This window comes from Rhodococcus sp. 077-4 (assembly GCF_047782425.1).
Classification (GTDB): Bacteria; Actinomycetota; Actinomycetes; order Mycobacteriales; family Mycobacteriaceae; genus Rhodococcoides.
Genome location: NZ_JAJPWC010000007.1, coordinates 130626 through 143641, shown reverse-complemented (window position 1 = coordinate 143641; position 13016 = coordinate 130626). Strand labels below are relative to the sequence as shown.

The 13016-nt window shown below is 62.8% G+C and carries 13 protein-coding genes and 1 tRNA gene; 9 read left to right on the top strand and 5 right to left on the bottom strand.

All coding sequences use genetic code 11. From position 1 onward, the window contains the following. The first annotated feature begins 6 nt into the window (after window positions 1–6). From ACNEOT_RS24395 to ACNEOT_RS24380, 4 genes are all read left to right on the top strand, one after another. The gene (locus ACNEOT_RS24395; RefSeq protein ID WP_415977293.1) at window positions 7–1212 is read left to right on the top strand and encodes a pseudouridine synthase; all 1206 of its coding nucleotides are present in this window, start codon (window positions 7–9) and stop codon (window positions 1210–1212) included. Beyond that, complete coding sequence (gene cmk / locus ACNEOT_RS24390) at window positions 1212–1895, top strand: (d)CMP kinase (protein ID WP_415977291.1); 684 nt, start codon at window positions 1212–1214, stop codon at window positions 1893–1895. The genes ACNEOT_RS24395 and cmk overlap by 1 nt, the downstream gene beginning before the upstream one ends. Beyond that, on the top strand, window positions 1892–3340 hold the full coding sequence (gene der / locus ACNEOT_RS24385) for a ribosome biogenesis GTPase Der (protein WP_243596100.1): 1449 nt from the start codon (window positions 1892–1894) through the stop codon (window positions 3338–3340). Before cmk ends, der begins: the two co-directional genes overlap by 4 nt. An 85-nt stretch (window positions 3341–3425) precedes the next feature. Beyond that, a tRNA-Pro gene (locus ACNEOT_RS24380) sits at window positions 3426–3499 on the top strand. 750 nt (window positions 3500–4249) lie between these two features. On the opposite strand, the gene ACNEOT_RS24375 is transcribed toward ACNEOT_RS24380, so the two are convergent. Next, window positions 4250–4960, bottom strand: a complete 711-nt coding sequence (locus ACNEOT_RS24375) for a TetR/AcrR family transcriptional regulator (RefSeq protein ID WP_415977290.1) — start codon at window positions 4958–4960, stop codon at window positions 4250–4252. A 112-nt stretch (window positions 4961–5072) separates the two neighbouring features. Between ACNEOT_RS24375 and ACNEOT_RS24370 the strand changes: the two genes are divergently transcribed. The 4 genes from ACNEOT_RS24370 to ACNEOT_RS24355 all read left to right on the top strand — a co-directional run bounded on the left by ACNEOT_RS24370 (window position 5073) and on the right by ACNEOT_RS24355 (window position 8588). After that, window positions 5073–5453 (top strand): hypothetical protein, encoded by a 381-nt coding sequence (locus ACNEOT_RS24370; RefSeq protein ID WP_415977289.1) that lies wholly within the window; start codon window positions 5073–5075, stop codon window positions 5451–5453. A 269-nt stretch (window positions 5454–5722) separates the two neighbouring features. Continuing rightward, on the top strand, window positions 5723–6271 hold the full coding sequence (locus ACNEOT_RS24365; RefSeq protein ID WP_415977288.1) for an ester cyclase: 549 nt from the start codon (window positions 5723–5725) through the stop codon (window positions 6269–6271). Window positions 6272–6654: 383 nt separating this feature from the next. Next, window positions 6655–7602 carry an ornithine cyclodeaminase family protein gene (locus ACNEOT_RS24360; RefSeq protein ID WP_415977287.1) on the top strand — a complete coding sequence of 316 codons (948 nt, stop codon included), beginning with the start codon at window positions 6655–6657 and terminating at the stop codon, window positions 7600–7602. Continuing rightward, window positions 7599–8588: a proline racemase family protein gene (locus ACNEOT_RS24355; RefSeq protein ID WP_415977286.1), complete on the top strand. Its 990-nt coding sequence runs from the start codon at window positions 7599–7601 to the stop codon at window positions 8586–8588. The genes ACNEOT_RS24360 and ACNEOT_RS24355 overlap by 4 nt, the downstream gene beginning before the upstream one ends. A 40-nt stretch (window positions 8589–8628) precedes the next feature. On the opposite strand, the gene ACNEOT_RS24350 is transcribed toward ACNEOT_RS24355, so the two are convergent. The 4 genes from ACNEOT_RS24350 to ACNEOT_RS24335 form a co-directional block, all read right to left on the bottom strand. Beyond that, entirely contained in the window at window positions 8629–9303 is a 675-nt protein-coding gene (locus ACNEOT_RS24350; protein ID WP_415977284.1) for a GntR family transcriptional regulator, read from the bottom strand. Window positions 9304–9375: 72 nt separating this feature from the next. Then, the gene (locus ACNEOT_RS24345) at window positions 9376–9747 is read right to left on the bottom strand and encodes a hypothetical protein (RefSeq protein WP_415977283.1); all 372 of its coding nucleotides are present in this window, start codon (window positions 9745–9747) and stop codon (window positions 9376–9378) included. 2 nt (window positions 9748–9749) lie between these two features. Continuing rightward, entirely contained in the window at window positions 9750–10988 is a 1239-nt protein-coding gene (locus tag ACNEOT_RS24340) for an amidohydrolase family protein (protein WP_415977282.1), read from the bottom strand. Beyond that, the gene (locus ACNEOT_RS24335) at window positions 10985–12304 is read right to left on the bottom strand and encodes an MFS transporter (protein WP_415977281.1); all 1320 of its coding nucleotides are present in this window, start codon (window positions 12302–12304) and stop codon (window positions 10985–10987) included. Before ACNEOT_RS24335 ends, ACNEOT_RS24340 begins: the two co-directional genes overlap by 4 nt. 460 nt (window positions 12305–12764) lie before the next feature. Between ACNEOT_RS24335 and ACNEOT_RS24330 the strand changes: the two genes are divergently transcribed. After that, the gene (locus ACNEOT_RS24330; protein WP_415977280.1) at window positions 12765–12911 is read left to right on the top strand and encodes a hypothetical protein; all 147 of its coding nucleotides are present in this window, start codon (window positions 12765–12767) and stop codon (window positions 12909–12911) included. Window positions 12912–13016: the final 105 nt, after the last annotated feature.

Genomic DNA, 13016 nt, shown 5'->3' with positions numbered 1-13016 from the left:
AGACAAGTGAACAAGCCCGCTCGCCGTGATGGCACACCGGACCGTAACAAGAGACAAGACCCACGCAGGAAGCCGACCGCTGGTAGGTCGGACACCCCGCGTGACGCACGCCGCGGAGATCGCACTCGCGACGATGCACCCCGTGACGGCGCTCCCCGTACCGGGGCTCCTCGCACAGGCGCACCGCGCACTGGAGGGCCCCGCGCAGGCGCACCGCGCACCGGAGCTCCTCGCACAGGTGCCCGACCAGCCCGACCTGCCCCTCGCCGTGGCGTCGAGCAGGACGAATCGACGGATTACACGCCCGTGGAGACCGGCGTCAACGACCGCAGCAACGACGCCGTCCCCCGTAAGAAGCCGTCGCGTCCCAGGCCGCCAAAGCCGCAGAAGAAGCAGGTTCCTGCGACCACGATCAGCAACGCCAAGCCGGCGAAGCATCAGCACACCGATTCCTCACCGCGCAAGCACGTGCCCGCCGGTGAAGGCGTTCGGTTGCAGAAGGTGCTCGCGCAGGCCGGTGTCGCATCGCGTCGCGCTGCCGAGGAACTGATCGCCGACGGCCGCGTCGAGGTGGACGGACGCATCGTCACCGAACAGGGCATCCGCATCGATCCGAACATCGCCGTGGTCCGCGTCGACGGCACCCGCGTGGTGGTGAAGGAAGAGCTGGTTCATCTCGCGATGAACAAGCCGCGTGGATGGCAGTGCACCATGTCCGACGATCTGGGACGCCCGTGCGTCGGCGATATCGTCTCCGAGCGGGTGCAGGCGGGGCAGCGACTGTTCCACGTCGGTCGCCTCGATGCCGACACCGAGGGGCTGTTGCTCTTCACCAACGACGGTGATCTTGCTCACCGCCTGATGCACCCGTCGTTCGAGGTATCGAAGACCTACCTCGCGACGCTGTTCGGCACCATTCCCCGCACACTCGGCAAGCAGCTCCGCGAAGGCGTCACCCTCGACGACCGCCCGGTGAAGGTCGACGGCTTCCAGCTGCTCGACATCTCCGAAGGTAAGTCGCTCGTCAAGGTGACCCTGCACGAGGGCCGCAAGCACATCGTGCGTCGGTTGTTCGACAAGGTCGGCTTCCCGGTCGGACGCCTCGTGCGTACCGATGTGGGCAACATCGTGCTCGGCGATCAGCGTCCGGGAACCCTGCGAGTTCTCGGCCGCGGCGAAATCGGCAAGCTCTACGAATCCGTGGGCCTGTGATGAGTGCGCTCGTCGTGGCGATGGACGGGCCTTCGGGCACCGGTAAATCGTCGGTATCGCGTCGGCTGGCGTCGGCACTGGAAGCGAGCTACCTCGACACCGGTGCGATGTACCGCGTCGCGACGGTGTGGGTGCTGCGCTCCGGCGTCGAGCCCACCGACGCAGACGCAGTTGCGAAAGCTGTTGCAGCTCTTCCCCTCGAGATCGGTAAGGACCCGTTGTCCGAGACCGTCTTGCTCGACGGTGAGGACGTCAGCGGCGAAATCCGCGGCGACGCAGTCACCAAGGCCGTCTCGGCCGTGTCTGCAGTGCCTGCGGTACGCGAGTTGTTGGTGCAGATGCAGCGCGACCTGGCGAGCTCGTCGACGCGAATCGTGGTGGAGGGTCGCGACATCGGCACCGTCGTTCTTCCCGACGCCGACGTGAAGGTGTTTTTGACCGCCTCACCGGAAGCGCGTGCGGAGCGTCGCAACAAGCAGAACGTAGAACAGGGTCGTGTAGACGACTACGAATCGGTGCTCGCGGATGTGCAACGCCGTGATCATGCAGATTCGACGAGAGCAGTGTCACCGCTTCGTCCCGCCGAGGATTCGGTGATCGTCGATACCAGCGAGCTGGATCTCGACGGCGTGATCGAGCGTTTGCTGCTCGTGGTGAACGACAGAAGTGGAGCAGTGCAGTGAGTGAAGAATTCTTCTCCGGCGCAGCGGAAACCGCGGGCGACGGAACGTGGAGCGACGAGGGCGAGTGGGAGTACGTCGACCTCAACGAGGGCGAAGACGGCGAAGATGCCGTAGCCGTACCGACTCTCGCCGTGGTGGGACGACCGAACGTCGGCAAGTCGACGCTCGTCAACCGCATCATCGGGCGACGCGAAGCAGTGGTCGAGGACGTCCCCGGCGTCACCCGCGACCGGGTGTCGTACGAGGCGAACTGGAGTGGTCGACGCTTCCTGGTGCAGGACACCGGCGGTTGGGAACCCGACGCCAAGGGTCTGCAGGCATCCGTTGCGCGCCAAGCCGAATTGGCCATGCACACCGCCGACGCGATCCTGTTGGTCGTCGACGCACGAGTCGGCTCGACGACGACGGACGAGGCAGTCGCACGAGTGCTGCGCCGGTCGAAGACACCGGTTCTGTTGGTGGCCAACAAGGTCGACGACGGCCGCACCGAGTCCGAGGTCGCCGCACTGTGGTCGCTGGGTCTGGGGGAGCCGCTGTCGGTCTCGGCCACCCACGGCCGCGGTACCGGTGATCTGCTGGACCGGGTGCTCGAGGCCTTGCCCGAGACTCCGCGTGAGGGCATCCCCGGTGGGGGACCCAGGCGTGTCGCTCTGGTCGGTAAGCCGAACGTGGGCAAGTCGTCGCTGATCAACAAGCTCTCGGGTGACGAACGCTCGGTGGTGCACGATGTCGCCGGAACCACCGTCGACCCGGTCGACTCCTTGGTCGAATTGGGCGGCAAGACATGGCGATTCGTCGACACCGCCGGACTGCGCAAGCGCGTCAGCCATGCCAGTGGCGCCGAGTTCTACGCCTCGCTGCGGACGAAGTCCGCGATCGAGGCCGCCGAGGTCGCGATTCTGCTTCTCGATGCTTCCGAGGTGATCTCGGAGCAGGACATGCGAGTGCTCAGCATGGTCGCCGATGCCGGCCGCGCGCTGGTGTTGGCGTTCAACAAGTGGGATCTGGTGGACGACGATCGTCGTCAGCAGCTCGAGAAGGAGATCGATCGCGATCTCGCTCGGGTGCCGTGGGCGCAGCGAGTGAACATCTCGGCGCAGACGGGTCGTGCGGTTCAAAAGCTCGTCCCTGCGCTCGAGACCGCTCTGGAGTCGTGGGACAAGCGTGTGCCCACCGGACGCCTCAACACGTGGCTCAAAGAGGTCGTTGCGGCCACTCCGCCGCCGATGCGTGGTGGACGCCTGCCGCGGATCATGTTCGCGACGCAGGCCAGCACACGGCCGCCGACGTTCGTGCTGTTCACCACGGGCTTCCTCGAAGCCGGCTACCGCCGATTCATCGAGCGGCGTCTGCGTGAGGAGTTCAACTTCGACGGCAGCCCCGTGCGCGTCTCGGTGCGTATCCGCGAGAAGCGGGAACGGCCGGGCAAGGGCAACAACCGCTGATGTAGCTTGGCCCCGCCCCTGAGCAGGCGATTTCCTCTCGGGGGTGGGGCTGGGGTAATCTCAGCAAGCGCCTTTCGAGGCGCGGCGGGCTGTGGCGCAGCTTGGTAGCGCACTTGACTGGGGGTCAAGTGGTCGCAGGTTCAAATCCTGTCAGCCCGACATAGATAGATGCAGGCCAGAGGCGGTTTCGGAGAGGTCCGAGACCGCCTTTCTTGGCCCAAAATAGAGTTCCGTGCCGCTCAGTGTCACTACTCGTTCCTTAGTTGATTTTCGGTGTCCGCAGACGTCCGCCTCGACCGCCCTGACTGAGCCGAGGTTTCGGACGCTTTGACCGCGCGAACTTCGAATCCCGGATCAACTCTTGTGCGCACCGTTCGAGCCCTGGCAACGGTCGGCCAGGCGCGGTTATACCGAGCGATCCGGACCCTAATACCGCGTGATTCATTCGCCCCAGCAATGACCGATGTTGACTCTGTAAATTGCATTTTCCGCACCATCTACGCCAAAACGCCAGATCAGCACAGGTTTGCTCTGCAACCCTGAGGGTGAGCTGCTCTACCCTGCTCGTATGGACTCCCAGGCCGGCCGAACACTTGCGGTAACCCCTTCCGCAGTCATTTCGAGCACGGGCAATGGCCGTCGAGCCGGAGATCCCGCCCGCCGTCGCCGCCTACCTCGTCGATGCCGCCGACACCCGCACCGAAACAGGGAGCGGGCCTACGCCGTCGCCACCTTCGATCGACAGCCAGGTACCAAACAGCTCACACTGCAGCCCGAAAACGCCTATCAACCCTGACCAGTAATTACGCCATGTCCGTTGTTTCTTCGGCGACTACAACCGCAACCCCGATCCGAGTTGGCCTGCTTCTGGGACAATGAAGGCGAGGCAGCCCTGTCGCCGTCAGCGAATCACTCGGACGAGCCCGTCATCTGGACCAGAAGATCGAGTTCGAGGTCGAACAATAGCCCCGGTGTCACTCCGGTGGCCTGCAAATGTTGCCCCATCTCGAGGCTGACGAGCCCATGGAGACGAGTCCAGAGCAGCAGAGCCATAGTCAGAGTAGAGGCCGACAGTTCGGAGCGGTCCGCGCGCAGACCCCATGCCTCGGCTTGCTCTGTGAACTCCACCGACAAGTCGAGATTGGCCCGAACTGCCGCGTCGGCGAGGACCTGTAGGAACAAATTCATACTGCGCTGGGAGGCAGCGACTATCCCATCCGACGCCAATGCAGGCCCCGCAATACTGACGGTTTCGAATATGAGTCGGTAGAGATTCGGATTCGCAAGCGCCCAAGCGCGATACGCGCGCCCTAGACCGCGGAGCCTGTTTGCGGCGGTCGACCTCGTGGCGGCGACACCCTCCAGGTGGTCCGCCAGAGCGTTGAAAGCTTCGACAACCAGCGCGGAAACCAGACTTTCGCGATTGTCGAAGTATCGGTAGAGCGCGCCAGGAGACATTGCCATCTGTTTGGCGACTGCGTTGAGCGAGACGGCCGCCTCGCCGCCTTCGACGACCTGAGCCAGCGCGAGGGTCTTGATCTCGTTGATCGTCTGCTCGCGGTACCGCTCTCGTCGCGTGGTGGGGGCGGCCGAACTGGTACCGGAAACAGAACGATTCATATTCACACTGTAGCAGCTACTTGTGCTGTGATAATCAGTCTTATCGTGACACCCTGGCACTTTCTTGATAGGTTCTCACATATCGATGAACCCAGCCCACTCAGGAGCGCACATGAAGCCAGCGATTCAGCCGGTCCGGACCTCACCCGAAGGCGCACGCGCGCAGGCAGTTCGGCTCTCTCGCAGTGAAATCCCTCGATACATCACAGTTTCGGCGTGGGCAGTCCCCACCATGGTTCTCGGACAGTTCGCAATGCTTGCCCTGATTCCGGTCGGCGTAGTCCTCGTAGGAACACTGCGCAACAAATGGCTCGGGAGCCTGCGCCTTCTGGCAGGTGTTCTTACTGCGGCGTACATCGCGCCGTTGGTCGTATGGGCTCTACGCGAAAACCCCGCAGGCAGCCTGTCGAAGGACATCGACACGCCGCTGGTCGTGTTGGTCGTGGCCGCATCAGCAGGCTTGATCATGCGGATCTGGACGCTGAAGAAATAGCTCCACGCAAACCATTGAATCCCGACAACACGCCTGGCCGGCATTGACGTCGAACGCCGTTCTCTTCTTCGACGCACCCGGTCCAATGCCTGTTGCTGTTTCCGGGGTGCCGAGAAACATACCGCAGTACTCATCGAATAATTGCTTCATCAAGCAGCGATTACGAATGCTGGAGATCCAGTCGCGCACACGGCCGACCCGCCGCGCCGCACTCTCTCGAACAGCCACAATCATCAGCCAAGCTGCACAAGAATGAAAGGCCCACCATTATGAGGAATCGTTTCGCGAAAGTCATTGCTGGCTCTGCGATTGTCGGCGCGATCCTTTCAGGATCTATCGCCTGCACTACGTCCGAAGCGGATCGACCGCAGGATTTATCATCGCAGCACACACTCGCCGCGCAGGAGGGTCTCGCCGCAGATTGGGTGGCTCTGTGGAACGGCAACTATGCGCTGGCTCCGCAAATAATCTCTCCGAACAACACGGTCCACGCAGCGCTTATCGACGGTGGTGACGGTAGTGCGAACAAGGGAATAGATGGAATGGTTGCGCTTATCCGGCAAATTCGAGCAGTGCTACCAGATTTGGTATTCAATATCGAAGTGGGTCCAATAGTCGACGTTGACCATCTCGTTCTCCGCTGGCACGCGTCGGGTACCTACAGCGGCGGATTCCCGGGCGCACAAGCGCCGGTAGGCCGAACGATAGCCTTCGATGGAACCGACACCCTCAGGACACAGGATGGCAAAGTCGCCGAGTATTGGTTCAACGCAGATTCTCTCGGTCTGCTTCGGCAACTCGGTGCGATCGAGGGTTGACAGGTTGCGACACCACCAAGGGGCCCGACTGGTTACCGAGGTAAGTGTACGGTCGGGGTCTTGCTTGCCAGCGATCTCGCCCCTTCTCAATTCGTGCATCGCCAATTGCCATGCCTGGGGCAGGGGTTCGCGGCCAACATGGGCGAGCAGTTTCGCCGCCTCGGTCCTGGACGGTGTGTCCATCTCACGAGCCTCGAACGGCAACCGGTCGACCATCGCAGCAACGTTCCGAACGATGTTGCCCGGTATCTGCGACCGATTGCCTCGGCACGGGCGTTGCGTCGTTCTCCCTCGGGAGAGTCGTACCGCCGGGCACGTCTGCTCATGGGTTGCTGAGGCCGGCTTCAGCGACGGACCAGTCGTCGATACAGTACAATTGCACTGTGACTGAAATAGCAGACCTCACCCTTATCGATGCGGAGACTCTGCGTGCGGCTGTTCCAATGAGGACGGCAATCACCTCGATCCAGAAGGCCGCCGGGTTGCTCGTCGAGGATGCATTTCAACGTTCTGCTGTCGACACGGAGCGCGGACAGTTTCTTCTGATGCCCTCTGAGGCGTCAGGCTACGCGGGCTGCAAAGTCCTCACTGTCGCTCCCGGAAACCCGTCTCGGGGGTTGGAGCGCATTCAGGGCCTCTTCGTGCTGTTCGACGGCGACACGCTCGAGCCGCTTTCCATCATCGACGGAGCGGCGCTGACTTCGCTTCGAACGCCGGCCGTGACCGCGGCACTTGTCGATCTGGTGACCCCCGCGAACGCCAGCACGTTGACTGTATTCGGCACGGGCCCGCAAGCACGCCATCACGTCGACGCGATACGGCGGATCCGGCCGATCGATGCCGTTCGCGTGGTAGGGCGCACTCCCCAGAGCTCTCGGCATGCTGCAGCACTCTGGTCGTGTCCAGAACTCACGGTTCGTCCGAGTAACGCCGAGGACGCTCTGGACGCGGACATCGTCGTCTGCGCTACGACCTCGTCCGAAGCCCTGTTCGACCGCGAGCTCGACTCGCGGACGACGGTCGCCGCGGTCGGATCCCACGAGCCCGAGAAGCGCGAGCTACCCGCTGGCCTGCTCGCGAAGAGCCATGTGATCGTGGAGACCCGAACGGTTGCGACGACCGAGGCGGGAGATGTTGTTCGGGCTATCGATGAGGGTCTGCTCAGCGCAGACGAGCTCATCACCTTCCACGATGTGGCCAGCGGGATGGTTCGGCCCACCACTGACCGTCCGCGGGTCATCAAGACCTGCGGTATGGGGTGGCAGGACCTCGTCATAGCGGCTGCGGCAATCGAAGCAATGAGCATAGGGATGAAGGAGAACGCGCGATGAGAACAAAGATAACCACAGAGGACTGGCACACTGCGGGCGAACCATTCCGGATCGTCTCATCGGTGCAGACCGTGGGTGCCACGGTCGCAGAACGGCGCGTCAATGCGATCGGCGGAGACCCCGATCGTATGCGGCAGTATCTCTGCCTGGAACCGCGCGGCCATGACGACATGTACGGCGGCTTCGTCACACCTCCCGACGACGACGGCGCAGACTTCGGCGTCCTGTTCTGGCACAAGGACGGGTTCTCCACCGCATGCGGTCACGGCACCATGGCGCTCGGAGCGTGGGCGGTCGACACGGGCAAGGTCTCTGCCACGGACGATGGCGAGGTGCTTGTCACCATCGATGTGCCGAGTGGAAGGGTTCAGGCCCGGGTGCAGCGTGAAGCCGGGCAGACCACTGGCGTGATCTTCCGCAACGTTCCCTCGCGGGTGCTAGAGCGGGACATCGAACTGGAGACCTCACGTGGAACAGTGCGAGTCGATCTCATCTTCGGCGGCGCTGTCTATGCGACGCTTCCCGCCTCGTCGATCGGGCTCACTGTCGTACCGGAAGACACCACCAAGCTCATCGAGATAGGGCGCGAGATCAAATGGGCATTGAACGCGCACCCTGCCGCCCAGCTCGCTGACGATCGGTTGTCGGGGGTCTACGGCACGATCCTTTTCGACGACCTCGGTCGGACCGAATCGGGGCCCTGGCAGCGTAACGTCACGGTCTTCGCAGACGGCGAGGTCGATCGCAGCCCGTGCGGCTCGGGCACCGCCTCCCGCGTCGCGCTCCTCGCTTCGACGGGTGAACTTGCCGACGGCGAGTGGCTGACCCACGATTCGATCATCGGGACGCGATTCCACGCACGTGTCGCGGATCGACAGGGTGACGATGTAATTCCCGAAGTGACCGGGCAGGCCTATTCGGTCGGCACCTGCTCCTTCTCACTCGCGGATGGGGACCCGCTGGCCTCGGGTTTCAGTCTGCGCTGAGAGCGGCGCTCGCTCAGGCGTGCCGGCGGGGCAGTGCTGCTCAGCCGGCGGCCCACTCTCCGCGGATGTGGGCGATGTGGTGACGCACCAGCTCGGCCATACCGTTCGAATCTCGGGCCAGAGCAAGGCGCACCATGTCTCGATGTTCGACGGCAGTCTGCTCCAGAAGCCCCGCATCGGCGAGCTTCTGCAGACCGTAGAGTCGACTACGGCCGCGGAACTCGCGGATGACGTTCACGAGCGTTCGGTTCCCGTGCAGAGCGAGAAACGAAGAATGGAACTCGGTGTCCAGCGTGATGAACCTGACCAGATCGCCCGATCGTGCGGCGTCTTCCAATTCGATCGAAACAGGTTCGAGGGCGCGAACACTCGCGGCAATGTCGCCTGAACAGGTTGCCGCGATCTCGGCCATGATGGGAGCCTCGAGAAGCAGCCTGATTTCCACCAATTCGTCGAGTTCCCGGTCGTCGAGGTCACGCACTCGGAATCCCTTGTTGGGGACGACCTCGACCATCTGCTCGCGAACGAGATCCAGCATCGCCTCGCGGACAGGGGTCGCGGAGACTCCCAACATCTCGGCCAGCTGAGGTGCTGAGTACAACTTCCCGGGTACCATCCGCCCGCTGATCAGTGCTGAACGAAGACGTTCGCTGACGGCCCTCCGCACGTTTCTCGCTCGTGGCAGCGGCTCGACTACCTCGGGAGGTGTTGTCATGGTGTCGACTTCATTTCCTCGGCTTGCATTTGACACTGGATGCAAGCGTACCGCCCTCGGGAACGGAGAGCTTCACGCAACCACGAGCAGCACCCTGATCGTCGGGCCCGTGGCGATGCCGTCCAGTGGCAGTGTTGCCGACGGGTCTGTGCCGGCACGGCGCGGGATCTTGACGATGACTGGATCCTGATCGTCGACAGTCAAAGGCCCGAGTCCCGCTGTCACGCGGGTTCGTTCGTCCGATGTCAACCAGGATTCGTACGAGGCCGCGTCGCGCCACAGCGAGGTGACGATCAGGCGGTGACTGACTACCTCGTGCACCGCTTCTCCGCGCAGCAGCCCGAATGGGATCGCCGCCTCGATGATGGCGACACGTCTGTACTCCTCGACGAGGTCGCCGAAGCGCGTCGGTGCCGCCGAGAGGATCAGCACCGATTGCAGCATGCTCATCGTTGTACAACGCAACCGCGCGAGATCACGGTGCCGATTGCCCGCTCCGGCTCGGCGAGTGCTGAAATGTCGGAGAGAGGGTCGACGTTCAGTATGAGAACGTCTGCCAGGTAGCCGTTCGCCACCCGCCCGAGTTGCTCTTCCTGCCCGAGCAGCTTCGCCGCCGTCACCGTCGCGGACTGCAGAATTTCCAGCGCAGAAAGAACTTCGGCGCGAATGGCGAATTCGCGAGACTGGAACTGGTGCATCGGGCCGATGAAATCCGTACCGAAGACCGTCTGCACACCGTGGGCACGGGCTATTCGCAACATCTCGGTGCCGGCAGCACGGATCTGTGAGGCCTTACGCCGGGACTCCTCCGGGACACCGAACTGTGTACTCTCCTCGGACGCGAGGAGAGCTCCGATCGCCAAGGTCGGAACGAGGAATGCGTTGTGCTTCACGAAGATACGCGCTGTCTCGTCGTCCATCAGGGTCCCGTGCTCGATGCATCGCACACCCAGCGCCAGGGCGCGAGCGATCGACCGCGGCGTGTAGGCGTGGCCAGTGACGTAGATGTTGGCGTTGTCAGCCTCCTCGACCGCCGCGCGGATCTCCTCGTCGGAGAATTGTGATGAGTCGATGCGGTCCGTCGGCGACGCGATTCCCCCACCGAGCATCAGTTTGATGTGTCGGGCTCCGCGGCGGATCTCGTTACGCACGGCTTGCCGAACAGCGGGCACCCCATCGCAGACGAGACCGATTGTCGGGAGGACCGTGCTCATTTGATGGGCGCAGACCTCGCCCCCGCTCCGGAAGTCGCCGTGGCCACCGGTCTGGGACAGGGCTGGTCCTCCGTGGAAGATGCGTGGGCCGAGAAGGTAGCCCTCCTCGACCGCTCTGACCAGGCCATGATCCGCCCCACCCACGTCGCGCACAGTGGTGAACCCTCGTCGGAGCATCGCGGTCATGAGATCGGCCGCGCGTGCAGCGACGTACAGAGGTGACTCCTTGCCCGGCACGCCCAGGTCGGACTCGTAGCCGAGGAGATGCACATGAGCGTCGATGAAGCCGGGTGAGACAACCCGGCCCGCCGCATCGATCTGGTTCGTCGCGGTGAATCCGGCGGGAGGCGCATCGTCGGGGCCGAGCACGGCGACGATGCGATCACCGTCGATGAGGACAGTCCGGTCCGGTGCGAGCTCGCCGACGATCGGATCGAGCACGGTGGCCCGAACGATTTCGATGCTTGTCATAGGCGAACTTCCTCCGCTGTCGGTCGCTGTGCAATGGTGTCGAGTCTGCGGCCAAGCACCTCGGGCATCAAGAAAATCACAATCGCGGAGAAGACCGCGATGCCGATGATGATGAAGGCGACACCCTGTCCGTTGCCGGAGGTCACCAGTGCCGTCGCAATCAACGGCATCGTTCCGCCGACGAGCGCAGACGACAGGTTGTACGGGATGCCCATAGCAGTGGTGCGGATGTTCGCAGGCGTGAGTTCACAGTACGTCGCCGACTGCGTCGCCGAGACAAGCCCGACGATCAGGCAGCCGATGATGTCCACGGCGAGAAAGACTCCGAAGCTTGGGATTTCGAGGAGTCTCAGCATCGGATAGGCGAACAGACCCATGAGGATGAAGTGAGCGAGGAGCAACGGCTTGCGCCCGACGCGATCGGATAGCCGCCCGAGAAATGGAAGCGCGATGAACATGACGATCAGCGAGATGATTCCGCCGAGCAGAGTGTCTTGAAGCGGAAGGCCGCTCGCAAGGTGCGCATAGGTCGGCAGAAAGACGGTCCAGAGGTAGTACGAGCCTGTGTAGATCGAAATCGCGAAGATGCGCAGCATTGTGAGCTTGTGGTACTTGAAGACCTCGGAGAGAGGGGACTTCACCAACGCGTTAGCGCCCGTCATCTTTTCGAAAGCTTCGGTTTCAGGAGCGCGTGTGCGCAGATAGAGCCCGACGAGACCGAGTGCGGCACCGATGATGAAGGGGACGCGCCAGCCCCACTGTGCGAGCGTCTCGGCGTCGAAGACGGACGTGACGACCGCACCGGTTGCAGTTGCGGCCAGCGTGCCCGCGATGCTGCTCATGAGAGTGACGGAGCCGTAGAGACCCCGGCGAGTCTCGGGTGCGTGCTCCACGATGTAGCTCGACCCCGCTTGGAACTCCGCACCAGCGGACAATCCCTGCAGAATCCGCGCAGCGATGAAAATGATCGGCGAGAAAATGCCGATTGCCTCGAAATTCGGAGTCAGGCCCAGCACGAGGCTCCCGCCCGCCATCATCATGATGGCCAGGGACAACAACCTCTTCCGACCGATGCGGTCTCCGAGAGGCGAGAGGAAAATAGCGCCGAGTGGTCGCGCGGCGAACCCGACCGCAAAGGTCGTCATCGTCTTCAGGAGAGACCCGACGTCCGAGCCTGCGTCGAAAATCTGCACCGAAAAGACAGTTGCGAGTACGGCGAAGATGCCCCAGTCGTACCACTCCACAAAATTTCCGAACGACCCGCTGATGAGCGGAGAAGCAGTCCGCCGGGTTGGATGTGCGGCTGTTGTCGCCATCGCTACTCCTTCTTATGGATACGACTCGATGTTCCGTTCGAGGGTTACGAGCACGCTATACCAGTGCAATTGCACTGACAAGGCAATTGTGTCCACGAGATATTTCTCCCACATGTCGGCCGGCGGTCGAACTCGTGACAATCCGTCGGAAGAGCGCCCTGAGCCAGGCGCGGGTTCTACCTGCGGGGTCGATCCTCCGCGCTTCCTGACAAAGTGCAGGTCCGCGGCGGATCCTTCAGCTAGCGGTGACGGTAATGCCTCGAACCTTGACTTGGGGGCACCTGATTCGTCGAGATCGCTGGAGGGACCACCACTGCGTCACGCAGCAGATCTGTTTCGTAGGCAACGGATTTTCTCGCAGTTTCTGTACGCACCTCGCCGTGGGGGAGTGATCTGTTTCGAACACCGTCATGACGACACTCGACGTGACACAAAATCCGGGCCCACCGATGATGAGAAGGTGCGATTTCGACGCGACGACGGCGTGGTCGGTGGAACGATTATCGAAGACTTCGCGGACTCGCGGATTCCCGGCCTCGATACGGGCGTTCTCGCGTTCATCGACGATATCCACCTCGGCGACAGCGATACTGCCGCGGCCCGGTGATGCCGAAAGGGGAGCGCGCGGCGGCAAACACGTCCGCGTCGACCGTCGCTTCGAAGTCGCCGCCGGCGGCTTGGGTTTCATCGCAACTTCTGCAATCTGCATGCG